Source organism: Flavobacterium helocola (assembly GCF_038289885.1).
GTDB lineage: Bacteria > Bacteroidota > Bacteroidia > Flavobacteriales > Flavobacteriaceae > Flavobacterium > Flavobacterium cheniae.
The window spans coordinates 78,095-94,449 of sequence record NZ_JBBYHT010000004.1 but is presented as its reverse complement, the minus strand read 5'-3'; the positions used below and the strand labels follow the sequence as shown (position 1 = coordinate 94,449).

Genomic DNA, 16,355 nt, shown 5'->3' with positions numbered 1-16,355 from the left:
TTATAAACTATCTTCGCTTTTGCATTTGGGAACACAGATTGAACTAATTTGATAAATTTTTAAAATTTCTCCAATCGGTGTCCCAAAAAATGAATTTTGAACTTGTAATTGCACTTGAATTTGAACTTACTCGAAACTCCCATAGAATATCTCAAAGGCGTTGGTCCGCAGCGTGGCGATTTATTGCGCAAGGAGTTGGGCATTCATAAGTATGCTGATTTACTGAATTTATTTCCAAATCGCTATATCGATAGAACCCGTTATTATAAGATAAACGAACTACAAAACAGCAATTCAGAAGTTCAAATCGTAGGAAAAATCATCAACATCAAAACCGTTGAACAAGGCAAAGGAAAATCAAGATTAGTTGCCACTTTTGTTGACGATACAGGGCAAATGGAGCTTGTTTGGTTTCAAGGTCAAAAATGGATTCGAGAAAGTATTAAAATCAATATTCCGTATGTGATTTTTGGAAAAGTTTCCCAATTTGGCTCTACTTACAACATGGCGCATCCCGAAATGGAATTGTTGGAAGAACACAAAGCTAGTCTGCGTTCGGCAATGCAACCGGTTTATCCAAGTACAGAAAAATTAGCCAATAAAGGCATTTCGAACAAAGTCATCAATAAAATGATGCAACAATTGTTTGTGGAAACCCAAGCTTTGTTTTCTGAAAATTTACCGAATTACCTTTTAGAAGAATTAAAATTGATTCCAAAAAATGCTGCGTTGTTCAATATTCATTTTCCAAAAAGTCAGGATTTATTAGCAAAAGCGCAATTCCGATTAAAGTTTGAAGAATTGTTTTTCATTCAATTGCAATTGATTACTAAGAACCTCATTCGCAAACACAAAATCAAAGGAATGCCTTTTGAAAAAGTGGGTGAAAACTTCACCGATTTTTATAATAATCACTTGCCTTTCGATTTAACCAATGCTCAAAAACGCGTTTTAAAAGAAATTCGAAATGATTTAGGAAGTAATGCGCAAATGAATCGTTTATTGCAAGGTGATGTTGGTTCTGGAAAAACAATTGTAGCTTTAATGTGCATGCTTTTAGCTAAAGATAACGGCTTTCAAAGTTGTTTAATGGCACCTACAGAAATTTTAGCCAACCAACATTTTAACGGAATAACCGAATTAGCGAAAGAACTAAACATCACAATAAAAATTCTAACAGGTTCCACTAAAACAGCAGAACGAAAAATTATTCATGAAGCATTAGAAAACGGTACTTTAGATATTTTAATTGGAACTCATGCTTTATTAGAAGATAAAGTACAATTCCATAATTTAGGATTAGCAATTATTGATGAACAACATCGTTTTGGTGTGGAACAAAGAAGTAAATTGTGGGGAAAAGCCTCCCCTAACCCCTCCAAAAGAGGGGAAACAGAGCGTGTTTTACAAAAATACCAAACAGCACGTCCTTCAACCTATGCGCTTTTAAAAGACCTTAAAAAAGAAAATAAAAAAAACAGCACCCAAGCAGAAAATGTTCTTTGGGAATGTTTAAGAAATAAAAATCTAAAGTATAAATTTAGAAGACAACACGTAATTGATATCTTCATTGCGGACTTTGTTTGTTTAGAAAAAAATCTGATAATTGAAGTTGATGGTGGTTATCACAACACTCCAGAACAGCAAGAAGCTGATGAATTACGAACCCAAATATTAAATGAAATTGGTTTTAAAGTAATTCGTTTCACTAATGAAGAAGTGATTAACAATACGGAAAATACATTAAAAAAAATCACGACAATCTTGGAAAGCCTCCCTTCTGGGGAGGTTGGAGGGGCTATCCCACCTCATGTTCTCGTCATGACCGCTACTCCTATTCCTCGAACTTTAGCTATGAGTTTATATGGTGATTTAGATATTTCAGTCATTGATGAGTTGCCTCCTGGTAGAAAACCGATACAAACCGTTCATCGCTATGATTCGAACCGATTGAAAGTTTGGAAATTTTTAAAAGATGAAATTGCCAAAGGTCGCCAAGTGTACATTGTATATCCGTTAATTCAGGAATCGGAGAAGATGGATTACAAGGATTTAATGGACGGTTACGAAAGTATTTCAAGAGATTTTCCTTTACCGCAATATTCTATCTCTATCGTTCACGGAAAAATGAAACCAGCCGATAAAGATGAAGAAATGAGACGATTTTCGGAAGGGAAAACCAATATTATGGTCGCAACGACTGTGATTGAAGTTGGTGTGAATGTTCCCAACGCTTCTGTAATGGTTATTGAAAGTGCAGAGCGTTTTGGATTATCACAATTACACCAATTAAGAGGACGAGTTGGTCGTGGTGCTGAACAAAGTTATTGTATTTTAATGACGAGTCACAAACTCAGCAACGATAGTAAAATCCGAATGGAAACTATGGTTCGTACTAATGATGGTTTCGAAATTTCGGAAGTCGATTTAAAATTGCGTGGTCCAGGTGATATTATGGGTAAACAACAAAGTGGTGTTTTAAATCTTCAAATTGCGGATTTGGTCAAAGATAAAGAAATTTTACAATTGGCTCGTCACCATGCTATAAAACTGTTAAAAGACGATGCTCCAATGGAAAAACCAGAACATGCAAAACTTCGAGAAGCATTTATTGAGTTAAGCAAGAAAAAAACCATTTGGAATTATATTAGTTAAATTCTATTTAAATCAGAGAAATATTAAAAATTATAACAAAAATTAATTTTTGAAATCAATTTGATACCTTTTTTAAATAAATCTCAAATTTTTGAAACATTTGTACCTACAACTATGTTAAATAAATGGTAAGATTTTGGCATAATTAGTTCGTAAAAGTTAGCTTTGTTGCAACTAAAGCCTTCGTTACCATGAAAATTAAAACTATTACAATTTCATTATTTGTTATTGCCTTATTGGGATTAATCGGATATAGAGTTTTTTCAAATGCTGAAGAATCTGCAAAAAACAATAAAAAAGGAGATAAAAAACCACCTATGATGGTTGATGCTGTAATTGTTTCTGAAAAAGACTTTGCCAACACGATTTCGCTTTCTGGTTCTATTGAAGCCAATGAAAATGTGGAAATTAGAAGTGAAGTTTCTGGAATTGTAGAAAAAATTTATTTCACAGAAGGAACAAACGTTAGCAAAGGTCAGGTCTTATTGAAAGTTAATGATATTGAACTTCGTGCACAACTTTCGCAAGCAATCACAAGACAAAGCCTAGCTTCAGAAAATGAAAGAAGAGCTAAATTATTGCTACAAAAAGAAGCAATTTCTCAAGAAGAATATGAGATTGCAAGTGCCGAATTCAGAAGTCTAAAAGCACAAACGCAATTGATTCAAGCACAAATTGCTAAAACAAGTATAAGAGCACCATTTTCGGGAAAAATTGGTTTACGAAACATTTCTCCCGGAACTTACGTAACACCAACCACACTAATCACCAAATTAGTAAGTTCAAATCAAGTTAAAATTAGCTTTTCAATTCCTGAAAAATATGCTTCGGAAGTTGAAAACAATACTCCTATTCAATTTACGATTCCAAATAATACTGAAAAATTTACAGCTAAAATTTACGCTATCGAACCTGAAATTGAAACATCTACGCGAACCCTAAAAATCAGAGCCATTGCCGAAAATCCGAATGGAAAATTATTAGCGGGAACATTTGCCACTATAGAACTTCCATTGAAAAACATCAAAGGAGCCATTCAAATTCCTTCCGAAGCAGTAGTTCCAGTTCAAGACGGAAAAGTGGTTTATATTGCCAACAATGGAAAAGCAAAAGAAGTAAAAATTGAAACAATTGCCAGAACTGATAAAAACGTAGTTGTTACCCAAGGCATAAAATCTGGCGATACAATTCTAACTTCTGGCGTTATGGCTTTAAAAGACGAAGCCGATATTAAAGTTAAAGTAAAACAAGAAAAACTTCCCACTTCTAACTTCTAACTTCCCATTTACAAATGAGTTTATCTACTTTAAGTATAAAAAGACCCGTATTTACCATTGTAATCAATTTGTTGATTATACTTTTTGGTATTTTAGGATTCAGTTATTTGGGCGTTCGCGAATTCCCATCGATTGATCCTGCCGTAATTAACGTTCGAACGAATTACACAGGTGCAAATGCCGAAATTATCGAATCACAAATAACCGAACCACTTGAAAAAGCTATTAACTCTATTGATGGTATTCGAAACATTACCTCTTCTAGTAATCAAGGTTCGAGTAATATTACAGTTGAGTTCAAATTAGAGAAAAACCTTGAAGAAGCAGCTAACGACGTTCGTGATAAAGTGTCACAGGCCGTTAGAAGTTTACCACAAGATATTGATGCACCACCAGTAGTTGCTAAATCTGATGCTGATTCTGATGCAATTATCTCGATGACCGTTCAAAGTCAATCCAGAAATGCTTTAGAATTGAGTGATTATGCCGAAAACGTAATTTCGGAACGAATTCAAACGATTCCAGGTGTGAGCAGCGTACAAATTTGGGGACAAAAACGTTATTCGATGCGTATTTGGATGGATCCCATCAAATTGAATGCTTACGGAATCACAGTTGCCGATGTTCGAAGTGCTTTAGACAAACAAAACGTAGAATTGCCTTCAGGAAAATTAACAGGAGCGAATACCGAATTAATGGTAAAAACCCTTGGAAATTTATCTACGGAAAAGGAATTCAATGACATTATTATCGTTTCAGATGCAAATAAAACTGTTCGTTTAAGCGATATTGGTTATGCCGTTTTAGCTTCTGAAAATTTAGAAACCAAGTTTACCGAATCAGGAAATCCGATGGTGGCTGTGGCTATTATTCCGCAACCTGGAACCAATTATTTGGAAATTGCAGAACAATTTTATGCAGAAGTTGAAAAATTAAAGAAAGATTTACCAAGTGATATCAAATTAGATATTGCTTTAGATAATACCATTTTTATTAAAAAATCAGTAGTTGAAGTTGCCGAAACATTAGCAATATCAGTAGTTTTAGTAATCATCATCATCTTTTTATTTTTCAGAGATTGGTCAATTGCATTCCGACCATTAATTGATATTCCTGTTTCGTTGATTGCTACGTTTTTTATCATGTATTTGTGTGGCTTTTCCATCAATGTATTAACGCTGTTAGCCATTGTTTTAGCGACAGGATTAGTAGTAGATGACGGAATTGTAGTAACAGAAAACATCTTCAAAAAAGTTGAAGAAGGGATGTCACCAATCGAAGCCGCAATCAAAGGTTCAAACGAAATTTTCTTTGCTGTAATTTCAATTTCGGTAACACTTGCTGCTGTTTTCTTACCAATTATTTTCTTAGAAGGTTTTGTTGGACGATTGTTCCGAGAGTTTGGTGTCGTCATTGGTGCCGCCGTACTAATTTCAGCCTTCGTATCATTGACGTTAACACCTATGTTAAATGCTTATTTAATGAAAGGTGGCGAACAAAAGAAAACGAAATTCTATGAAGCGACAGAACCTTTCTTCGTGGGTTTGAATACAGGATATGCTAATGCGTTGACTAAATTTTTAAAGAAAAAATGGTGGAGTTTCCCAATTATCGGAATTTGTATCGGATTGATTGTGTTATTCTTTGCTATTCTTCCAAAAGAGACAGCTCCTTACGATGACAGAAGTTTAGGTGTCATCAGTGTAACAACTCCTGAAGGTTCTACTTATGAATATACTGACCGATTTATGGAAGAATTATCAGATTTAATCAACGATTCTATTCCAGAGAAAAAAGTAGCATTGGTAATTACTTCGCCAGGATTTTTATCTTCATCAGTAAATGCGGGAAGAGTTCGTTTAGCTCTAGTTGATCCAAGTGAAAGAGAGCGTTCTCAAAAAGAAATTGTGGATGATTTGAATAAAATGACTAAAAAATATCCACAAGCCAAAGTAAACGTTTCGGAACAACCAACGATTTCAGTAAACCGTCGTGGTGGATTACCAATTCAGTATATTATTCAAGCTCCGAATTTTGAAAAATTAAGAGAAAAGATTCCGCAATTCATGGAAGAAGCGAGTAAAAACGAAACCTTCTCCAATGTAGATGTGAATTTGAAATTCAATAAACCAGAAATTAACGTAACCATTAACCGTGAAAAAGCAGAAAGTTTAGGGATTTCAGTTTTAGATGTGGCGCAAACCTTGCAATTATCATTAAGCGGACAACGTTTTGGTTATTTCATGCAAAATGGAAAACAATATCAAGTCATTGGACAATTTGATGAGAAAGACCGAGATGCTCCTTTGGATTTAACTTCGATGTTTGTAAAAAACAAAGCGGGTGAATTAATTCAATTAGACAACGTAGTTGAGGTAGAAGAACAAAGTAATCCACCGCAATTATTTCACAACAATAGATATATGTCGGCAACGGTTTCTGCAGGTTTAGCACCTGGAAAAAGTATGATTGACGGTATCAATGCAATGGACGAAATCAAAGAAAAAGTGTTAGACGATACTTTTACAACCGATTTAGGTGGTGAATCGCGTGACTTCGTAGAAAGTAGTTCGAATACTTCTTTCGCATTTGGATTGGCATTATTATTAATCTATTTGATTCTGGCTGCGCAATTTGAAAGTTTTATCGATCCGTTTATCATTATCTTAACTGTACCAATGGCGGTGGCTGGAGCATTATTCTCGCTTTGGTTATTTGGGCAAACATGGAATATTTTTAGTCAAATTGGAACCGTCATGCTGATTGGACTCGTTACCAAAAATGGAATTTTGATAGTTGAATTCGCGAACCAACTTAGAGAACAAGGAAAATCGAAATACGATGCTATTTTAGAAGCTTCTGAAGCTCGTTTACGACCAATTTTAATGACCAGTTTAGCTATTGCGTTAGGAGCTTTACCAATTGCTTTATCACTTGGAGCGGCTTCGGCAAGTAGAATGGGAATGGGAGTTGTTATTGTGGGTGGAACGATGTTTTCGTTAATCTTAACCTTATTTGTAATTCCAGCTATCTATTTAATGTGGTCAAAAGCAAAAAAACACCGACCAGAATTTGATAATTTAGACGCTTTAGAGAAATAAAATAAACCGCAGATTCGCAAATTAAAATTTGGATAAAAAAAATTTGTAGTAGATAGTTGCTAAAAAACATTTACAAATTAAAAAATCTGTGAATCTGCGGTGAAAACATAAAAAAACTATGCGAAATTTATATATAACCTTATTACTTATTTTTCTTGGATTTTCAGCGCAAGCACAAGAACTACTTTCGCTTGAAGATGCAGTTAAAATAGCTTTGGAAAACAATTACGATATTAAAATCGCTGAAAATAATTCCAAAATTGATGCTACCAATAACAATTTAGCCAATGCTGGAATGTTGCCTTCGTTGAATGCAAATTTCACTAACAATAACAGCCAATTAAATACCACGCAAACGCAAGCTGATGGTTCCGAAAGAAAATTAGATAATGCCAAGAACATGAACTTAACCTATGGTGTTGGTTTAGATTGGACCATTTTCGACGGCTTGAGTATGTTTGCCCGAAAAGAACAATTGAACGTTTTGGAACAACAAGGAAAAGCCGAATTACAAGCTGCCATTTTAACCCGAATTAGTGATGTTTACACTACCTATTTCGATTTGGTGCAACAACAGCAAGTTTTAGCTTCGATTGATACGGCGATTGTGATTTCAAACCAACGTTTAACAACGGCTCAAAATCGTTTTAGTATTGGAAAAGCTTCAAAATTAGAAGTTTTGAATGCACAAGTAGATTTGAACAGCGATTTAAGTTTACAATTAAGACAAAAAGAACTCATTAAAATCAGTAAAATTAGATTGAACGAATTATTAGTTCGTGATATTCAAACCGATTTTAAAGTGGCTAAAGAAGTTACATTCGAACAAAATTTAGATTTCAACGAATTAAAATCGACAGCCGAAAAACAAAATCCGCAATTGCAAGCACAAATTCTGTCTAAAAAAGTAGCCGATTTGAATTTGAAACAAGTCAAAGGTAATCGTTATCCAACAGTGAGAGTTACTTCGGGTTACAATTTCACACGTTCGGAAGCTTCTTTGGGATTCATCACGCAATCTTCTGGACAAGGTTTTGTGTACGGAGTTACTGCGACAGTGCCAATTTTTAATGGCTTTCTTCAAAACAGAAACGAAAAAGTAGCAAAATATCAAGTGGAAAATGCAAGTTTCCTTTTAGAGCAACAAAAATTATCGTTAACCTCACAATTATCGTCTTTATTTGCGAGTTATCAAACCAATTTAGAGTTGGTAAAAGTGGAAGAAAAAAACTTAGAAATTGCCAAACAAAACTTAGATATTACGTTAGCGAAATTCAAAATCGGAACAATAACCACTATCGAATTTAGAACGGCTCAGCAAAATTTTGTGGAAGCTTCAGTTCGCTATTCAAATGCGCAATATGTAACCAAACTTTCGGAAATTAACTTAAAAGAATTAGCCGGTACTTTAAAATTGAATTAATATATTTAGATTTGTTAAAATGTTTAATTGTGAAACTGTGAAATTGAAAATCCGCTTTTCACTAATCACTTTTCACTAATCACTTTTCACTAATCACTAAAAAATGGTTCAATACAACCCAAAAGACTGGATTACTTTTATCTTTCGTTTTCACGAATCGGATACGTTTCGTCAATTAATTCCGATGATGTTTTTCATTGGATTTTATTCCTATGGAATTGCGTATTTAGAAATCGAATATTGGAAACTTTCTGAAACCAGCCATGTAAAAAACCTAAACCTAATGCACACTACCGTAGGTTTTGTGTTGTCTTTATTATTGGCTTACCGAACCAATACAGCTTATGACCGTTGGTGGGAAGGCCGAAAACAATGGGGCGCTTTAGTTAATAATAGTCGAAATTTAGCATTAAAACTTTCTGCTTATTTATCTGATGAAAATGATAGAAATTTCTACAGAAAAGTGATTCCAGCTTATGCTTCGGTGCTTTCCAAACATTTATTGAATGAAGAAGTGAGCAAAATGTTGTTTGAAGGTTTGGATTTAGAAATGGATCATCACAAACATCGTCCAAATCAAGTGGCAAAAATACTGTTTCAAAAAGCAAATGATTTGTACAAATCTGGGAAAATTACGGGTGACCAATTTTACATCATCAATTCGGAACTGCAATCCTTTACGGATATTTGTGGTGCTTGCGAACGTATTAAAAACACGCCTATTCCCTACTCGTACAGTTCGTTTATCAAAAAATTCATCTTCTTTTTTGTGATGACCTTGCCTTTTGGATTTGTATTTAGTTTGGGCTACTATGTAATTCCAGTAGTGATTTTCATCTTTTATGTTTTAGCGAGTTTAGAATTAATTGCCGAAGAAATCGAAGACCCATTTGGCAACGACGCCAACGATTTACCCATGACAAAAATTGCTTCGAATATTAAGAAACACGTGGAAGAGATTTTGTAAGGTTTTGAGGGAATTTGATATATTTGAAATAATAATGTAAAAATCATCATAAAAATGGAAGTCAAAAATTATAATCATATTATTCCATCTGAAGATTTTGATATTATTTTTATTGAAAAAAAATATACCAATGAAAATATCATAAAATCATCTGTTTTATTTTTTGAAATTAATGAGCTTAAAATCACAATAAAGTTTGAACTTACAAAAGATAGCATAATTGATGAAGATAGTTTCTTATTTATTCCAGAAACGAACTTGTTATTTTATAGTGGAAATATTGAATGGTGTGTTTTTGACTTGAAAAACAAAAGCATAATAAGAAATGAAGAAGCAACTCAATTGCCATATATTGAAAGAAGAAATAATGTAATTTTAATTTTTGATGATTTGTATGTAGAATGTACGAATTTGAAAGGAGAAACAATTGATAAAGTGCCAGTTGACCCACCAACAGAATCCATAGATTATGATGACAGAATCGAATTTAATAGTTCTATTTTTGGAAAACAAATATTAAAACTAAAAATCCAACCATGAAAAACCTATTCCACACAACACTCCTACTCATCACCCTTTCTTTATTCACAAGCTGTAAACAAGAAACCGTAGCAACTCAAAACGAGTATTTTGCACAATCTTCTGATAGCATTCAAAATGGTGGTGTAAAAGTCATTCCAATTACAACTCCAAAAGGCACTTTTAATGTTTGGACGAAGCGTATTGGGAACAATCCAAAAATCAAAGTATTGCTTTTAAATGGTGGTCCAGGCGCAACGCACGAATATTTTGAATGTTTCGAGAATTTCCTACCTGCAGAAGGCATCGAGTTCATTTATTATGACCAATTAGGTTGCGGAAATGCCGATAATCCAAACGATACTGCTATGTGGGATTTACCGAGATATGTGGAAGAAGTGGAACAAGTCCGTAAAGCTTTAAAGTTAGACAATACCAATTTCTACTTGTTAGGCCATTCTTGGGGTGGTATTTTAGCTATGGAATACAGCTTGAAATATCAAAACAACATGAAAGGCTTAATCATTTCAAACATGATGGCAAGTTGCCCAGAATATGATAAATATGCCAATGAAGTATTAGCCAAACAAATGAATCCAGAAGTATTGGCAGAATTGATGAAAATAGAAGCCAATAACGACTTTTCCAATCCAAGATATATGGAATTGTTGCTTCCAAATTTCTATGAAAAACACATTCTTCGTTTCCCTGCAAAAGATTGGCCAGAACCGGTAAATCGTTCGTTTGCTAAGATGAATCAGTCGCTTTATGTAACCATGCAAGGTCCGAGTGAATTTGGTATTTCAGGAAAATTAGAAAAATGGGATAGAAAAGCCGATTTGAAAAATGTAAAAATTCCAACATTAGTAATCGGAGCAAAACACGATACAATGGATCCAAAACACATGGAAGAGATTTCGAAAATATTACCAAATGGTTCGTATTTATTCTGTCCAAAAGGAAGTCACATGGCATTTTACGACGATCAGAAAACGTATTTTTCTGGATTGATTTCGTTCTTGAAAAAGTAGGTGGCACAAAGTCTCACGAAGTAAAGCGCAAAGTTTCACAAAGTATAATTTACTTTGCTATGTTAACTATGACAAGTGTAACGCTTAAAATATCAACACATAGGCACTCCTTCTATTGTGTCTATGTGTTTTAAAAAAATACAAAGTATATTTTTCCTTAATGATAACTATATAGAGTATATAAGTTCTTTGAGAAGTTTTAAAATTCCAGCTTCCCTCATCCAACTTCCAGCAATTTAACAAAACTTATCACCAAAAAGCTGTTCAAAATTTCTAAATTCTAATTTCTAAATTCTAATTTTATAAAGTATCTTTGCCGTTTAAAATTCGATACAAAATGCGTATATCTTACAATTGGTTAAAACAATTTATTAAAACCGATTTAAAATCTGAAGAAATTGCCGATATTCTTACCGACTTAGGTTTAGAAGTAGAAGGCGTTGACAAATACGAAAGTTTAAAAGGAGGCTTACAAGGCGTTGTGATTGGTCATGTGTTAACATGCGAAAAACATCCTGATGCTGATAAACTAAAAATCACAACGGTTGATTTAGGTGATGGAAACGCACCTGTTCAAATTGTTTGTGGTGCTCCAAACGTGGCAGCGGGACAAAAAGTTCCTGTGGCGACTATTGGAACTAAGTTATTTGATAAAGAAGGAAACGCATTCGAAATTAAAAAAGGGAAAATCCGCGGACAAGAAAGTCACGGAATGATTTGCGCTGAAGACGAATTAGGCTTAGGTGAAAGTCATGACGGAATTATGATTTTAAACGAAGATTTAAAACCTGGAACGCCAGCTTCAAAAGTATTCGAAATTGAAACTGATGAAGTATTCGAAATCGGATTAACTCCTAACCGTGCTGATGCTATGTCTCACATGGGAGTTGCTCGTGATTTACGTGCTGGATTATTACAAAAAGGAACAACTTCGGAATTAATGACTCCTTCGGTAAGTAAATTTAAGGTAGAAAAACGTACGTTAAAAATTGATGTTAAGGTTGAAAACGAAAAATTAGCACCAAGATATTGTGGTGTTACTATTTCTGGAATTACCGTTAAACCATCTCCAAATTGGTTACAAAACCGTTTAAAAGCTATTGGATTAACTCCAAAAAATAATATTGTTGACGTTACGAATTACGTTTTACACGAATTAGGTCAACCTTTGCACGCTTTTGATGCCGCTCAAATAAAAGGAAATAAAGTAGTAGTAAAAACAGTTCCTGCTGGAACTAAATTTGTTACTCTTGATGATATCGAACGTACACTTCACGAAGAAGATTTAATGATTTGTGACGAAAGCGGTCCAATGTGTATTGCTGGTGTTTTCGGAGGAAAAACTTCGGGAGTTTCTGAAAAAACACAAGCTATTTTCTTAGAAAGTGCTTATTTCAATCCAGTTTCGGTTAGAAAAACAGCTAAAAGACATACGTTAAGTACTGATGCTTCTTTCCGTTTTGAAAGAGGAATCGATCCAAGTATTACTGAATACGCTTTAAAACGTGCTGCTTTGTTGATTCAAGAAGTGGCTGGTGGAGAAATCACTTCGGATATTGCTGATATTTATCCTAAAAAGATTGAAGATTTCAGTGTGTTTATTCATTTTAATAAAGTGAATAAAATCATTGGTGAAGAAATCAAACCAGAAACGATTAAGAAGATTTTAGCTTCATTAGATATCAAAGTTAGTAGTATTACCGAAGCAGGTTTAGGATTAACAATTCCTTCTTACCGTGTGGATGTTACCAGAGAAATTGACGTTATTGAAGAAATTTTACGTGTTTACGGATATAACAACATCAAAATTCCTTCTAAAGTGAATGCTACAACAGCAAATTCATCAAGAACGGAAGAATATAAAGTACAAAATATCATTGCCAACCAATTGTGTTCATTAGGTTTCAACGAAATGATGGCGAATTCATTAACAACGCCAGATTACGTAAAACTTTCTGAAAACTTGAAAGAAGAATTGAACGTAATGATGTTAAATCCATTGAGTAGCGATTTATCAGCAATGCGTCAGTCGTTATTGTTTTCTGGATTAGAAGCGGTTTCTTTCAACATCAACAGAAGAAGAAGCGATTTAAAATTCTTCGAATTTGGAAAAAGTTACCACAAAACGGCTATCGGTCATGACGAAAACAAACACTTAACGTTATTAGTAACTGGAAACAGACAAAACGAAAGTTGGACCAATACACAATCAAAATCCGATTTCTTCTTGTTCAAAGGTTATATCAACACGATTTTAAGTCGTTTGGGATTAGACAAAAAAGTAACTTCATTACCATTTGAAAATGATGTTTTCGCAGAAGGCTTAGCTTTGGCTGTTGGAAAAGAAGTCATTGTAGAATTTGGAACGGTTAAAAAATCAGTTTTAAAACATTTCGATATCAAACAAGAAGTATTGTATGCTGATTTTGCTTGGGATAAAATTCAGAAGTACGTTTCTACGAAAATTAAATTCACCGATATTCCAAAATATCCTGAAGTTCGTAGAGATTTAGCTTTATTGTTAGATGAAAACGTTCCATTCGAACAAATCTACAACATTGCCAAACAAACTGAAAAAGGCTTGTTAAAAGACGTAAATTTATTCGACGTTTACACAGGAAACAACTTACCAGAAGGTAAAAAATCATACGCTATAAGTTTCATTTTACAAGACGATTCTAAAACGCTAACCGATACTCAAATTGATAAAATTATGAGTAAGTTACAAGGTAATTTCGAAAGTCAGTTAGGCGCGAGCTTGAGATAATTTAAAACCTGTTAAGGTTTAATCATAAAAAACTCCCGATTTAATTGAATCGGGAGTTTTTATTATTTATATGAATGTCAAAGCTGAGCTTGTCGAAACTATTCTTTCACAAACTTCGCATTAGCACTACCCTTTTCTGTATTCACTTTTACGAAATAGGTTCCAGAAGCTAAATTAGCAACATCAACAGAATTGATTGCATTGGTTGTTGCCATTACAATTTGTCCCAATTGATTATAAATTTCAATTGAATTTACTTCTAAATCTTGCTTAGTTTGAATATTCAAAACGTCTTTTGCAGGATTTGGATATAGTGTGAAATAGGCTCCAAAATCAAAATCTTGCGTGCTTAAAGTAGCTACAGTTGTTGTGTACGTATTGGTTGTTATTGGAAAATTATAATCGAAATAAATGTTGGCGTTATTGGTAAAAGTATCTCCTAAAACTAAGGTTGATTTCGTTTTAATTTTGAACACAACATATCCATCATTGGTAGCATCATTGAAATCTAAGTTGATGTTTTCAAAAATGAATTCCACTTTGTTTCCGTTGATTCTGGTATAAAAATCATGACTACTTTTTAATGGAACCAAAGTTGCAATATCAAACTTAGCCAAATCAATCATATCTTTCACCACAATATTTTCTGCAGGGAAAGTTCCTGTATTTTCAAAACGAATTACATAATGTACATAATTACCAACTTCAGTTGGTGCAATAGTTGTTCCTTCTAAACACGTTTTATCATTTGGATCATATGAACCGACTACGATTTGGTCTAATATGAAAGTATTATCAATTGGTGTCTCATCAGTATTTGCAGTTGTAATTGTTGCCGTATAATTCAAAATATCTCCATTATTAACTGCTGGTGTTTCCATTGGAGAATTTACATTGAAAGTTAAAATAATCTCTCTAGTTTCAAAAGGTTGCAAATTAGTGTAATTCCAAGTAAAACTATTAATTGCAGTTGTATTATAAATCGGATTTGCAGCAACATAATCAAGTCTTGTATCATCAAATGTTAAACTAACTGAACCATTTTCTATTTGATTTCCTTTGTTGCGATAAACCAGTTTATAATCAGCATCAAAGCCTGGACGAGCTGGAGTAATTGGTAATAAAACAATTTCAACATCCGATTTTACTCCATTAGCCGTTACACAAAAATCTTGATTAAATGGACTTGTTTGTGTTGGAAAATCAACAGTAAAACTAGTTGGAAAAATATTAAAATAGCTTGGGTTTTCAAGGTTTGGAATGTAAGTGTCCATACCTGCTTGCGTATTTATATTATATTGTCCTGACACATTTGTATAATAAGTTCCTACTAAATTTCCTGCATTAATTTTATTTATTTGCATATGAGGAAAAGGTATATCAAATGCATCACATCCATTATAATTACTATCCCATCTCTGATAACCGGTTATTGTGTAATAAACCCCTCCAGGCATAAATGTACAATAAGAGTTAATATGACAGTTTGGAAATCCGAAAGCAATCATACTTTGTACTGTATTTGTTTGAAAATCATCAACACAAATATAATTCAATGTTGGATTATTAAAAAATTCTAAGGTAGACTCAAGGCTACCATTTTTTATAAAAAGGGATGTCAACTGGTTATTATTACACTTCAAATAATTAAGGTTTGTTAAACCATTCACATCTAATGAAGAAAGATTGTTATAATTGCATTCAACTAACTCAAGATTTTCTAAGCTATTTAAATCTAATAAAGCTATTTGATTATTGTTACAACTTAACGTTCTAAGATTTATTAATCCATTAAAATTTAATTCGTAAAGCTGATTTTGACTACATGCTAAATGAACCAAGTTTGACAAACCAATCAAATTTAAAGAAGTTAGCTGATTAGTATAACACCATAATCTTTCTAGATTTATTAATCCTGTTGCATCTAAAGAAGTGATTTGGTTTTCAAAGCAATAGAGTTCCTTAATACTCAACAAATCACTAATGTCCAAAGAGTTAATCTGATTATCATTACAAGATAAAATTTCAAGATTTGGTAAGCTATTTAAAACTAAAGATGAAAGAGAATTCTGAGAACAATCTAATTCTCTTAAATTAATTAAACCAGAAACATCTAAAATTGTTAATTGACCATTTCCACAATATAATGCTTCAAGATTAGTTAGACCATTTACATTCAAAGACGTAAGTGGATTTTGAGTACAATGCAAAATTTGAAGATTAGTCAACATACTAAAATCTAATGAAGTAAGTAAATTTACTTCACAATATAATTCTGTTAAATTGCTAAAATATTCTATTCCAGTTAATGAAGAAATAAATGAATTATTTAATATCAAAGAACCAACTTGTGAAGCTTCATTAACTTCAATTTCCCCATTACTGTTGGAATCAATCTGAAAGGAATTTCCGACTAAATCTAGTGCAATATAATTAGTTGTATTTGATTCCAACAACTTCGCCTTAAAATTAGCATCAGGTATATTCACAATCTGTGCATTAGCTAAAAGACCAATCGTAAAAAAAAATAAAAAGTAAAGTTTTTTCATTTGTAAGAAATTAATAACTCAAAAGTAAGATAAATCACTAAATATCAAAGCATAATCTAAAAATAT

At 33.1% G+C, this 16,355-nt stretch carries 9 protein-coding genes; 8 read left to right on the top strand and 1 reads right to left on the bottom strand.

The window, feature by feature from the left end; genetic code table 11:
• Positions 1–114: 114 nt before the first annotated feature.
• The 8 genes from AAEO58_RS09265 (at position 115) to pheT (ending at position 13,740) form a co-directional block, all read left to right on the top strand.
• Complete coding sequence (locus tag AAEO58_RS09265; protein ID WP_341683158.1) at positions 115–2,655, top strand: DUF559 domain-containing protein; 2,541 nt, start codon at positions 115–117, stop codon at positions 2,653–2,655.
• A gap of 191 nt (positions 2,656–2,846) precedes the next feature.
• Complete coding sequence (locus AAEO58_RS09260) at positions 2,847–3,932, top strand: efflux RND transporter periplasmic adaptor subunit (RefSeq protein ID WP_341683157.1); 1,086 nt, start codon at positions 2,847–2,849, stop codon at positions 3,930–3,932.
• A 14-nt stretch (positions 3,933–3,946) separates the two neighbouring features.
• A complete protein-coding gene (locus AAEO58_RS09255; protein ID WP_341683156.1) occupies positions 3,947–7,033 on the top strand; it encodes an efflux RND transporter permease subunit in 3,087 nt (1,028 codons plus the stop codon).
• Positions 7,034–7,151: 118 nt separating this feature from the next.
• Positions 7,152–8,456, top strand: a complete 1,305-nt coding sequence (locus AAEO58_RS09250; protein ID WP_341683155.1) for a TolC family protein — start codon at positions 7,152–7,154, stop codon at positions 8,454–8,456.
• Positions 8,457–8,559: 103 nt separating this feature from the next.
• Positions 8,560–9,423 carry a bestrophin family protein gene (locus AAEO58_RS09245; protein WP_341683154.1) on the top strand — a complete coding sequence of 288 codons (864 nt, stop codon included), beginning with the start codon at positions 8,560–8,562 and terminating at the stop codon, positions 9,421–9,423.
• Between the two features lie 54 nt (positions 9,424–9,477).
• On the top strand, positions 9,478–9,963 hold the full coding sequence (locus AAEO58_RS09240) for a hypothetical protein (RefSeq protein ID WP_341683153.1): 486 nt from the start codon (positions 9,478–9,480) through the stop codon (positions 9,961–9,963).
• The gene (locus AAEO58_RS09235; protein WP_341683152.1) at positions 9,960–10,973 is read left to right on the top strand and encodes a proline iminopeptidase-family hydrolase; all 1,014 of its coding nucleotides are present in this window, start codon (positions 9,960–9,962) and stop codon (positions 10,971–10,973) included. The genes AAEO58_RS09240 and AAEO58_RS09235 overlap by 4 nt, the downstream gene beginning before the upstream one ends.
• Positions 10,974–11,310: 337 nt before the next feature.
• Positions 11,311–13,740, top strand: coding sequence for a phenylalanine--tRNA ligase subunit beta (pheT, locus tag AAEO58_RS09230; RefSeq protein ID WP_341683151.1), 2,430 nt, complete (start codon positions 11,311–11,313; stop codon positions 13,738–13,740).
• Positions 13,741–13,838: 98 nt separating this feature from the next.
• Here pheT and AAEO58_RS09225 read toward each other — a convergent pair whose 3' ends face one another.
• Positions 13,839–16,289 (bottom strand): T9SS type A sorting domain-containing protein, encoded by a 2,451-nt coding sequence (locus AAEO58_RS09225; protein ID WP_341683150.1) that lies wholly within the window; start codon positions 16,287–16,289, stop codon positions 13,839–13,841.
• Positions 16,290–16,355 lie beyond the last annotated feature (66 nt).

Excerpts from the sequence above, each read along its gene's own strand:
- AAEO58_RS09260 (WP_341683157.1), top strand. The coding sequence starts at position 2,847 with ATGAAAATTAAAACTATTACAATTTCATTATTTGTTATTGCCTTATTG.
- AAEO58_RS09255 (WP_341683156.1), top strand. The coding sequence starts at position 3,947 with ATGAGTTTATCTACTTTAAGTATAAAAAGACCCGTATTTACCATTGTA.
- AAEO58_RS09250 (WP_341683155.1), top strand. The coding sequence starts at position 7,152 with ATGCGAAATTTATATATAACCTTATTACTTATTTTTCTTGGATTTTCA.
- AAEO58_RS09245 (WP_341683154.1), top strand. The coding sequence starts at position 8,560 with ATGGTTCAATACAACCCAAAAGACTGGATTACTTTTATCTTTCGTTTT.
- AAEO58_RS09240 (WP_341683153.1), top strand. The coding sequence starts at position 9,478 with ATGGAAGTCAAAAATTATAATCATATTATTCCATCTGAAGATTTTGAT.
- AAEO58_RS09235 (WP_341683152.1), top strand. The coding sequence starts at position 9,960 with ATGAAAAACCTATTCCACACAACACTCCTACTCATCACCCTTTCTTTA.
- pheT (WP_341683151.1), top strand. The coding sequence starts at position 11,311 with ATGCGTATATCTTACAATTGGTTAAAACAATTTATTAAAACCGATTTA.
- AAEO58_RS09225 (WP_341683150.1), bottom strand. The coding sequence starts at position 16,289 with ATGAAAAAACTTTACTTTTTATTTTTTTTTACGATTGGTCTTTTAGCT.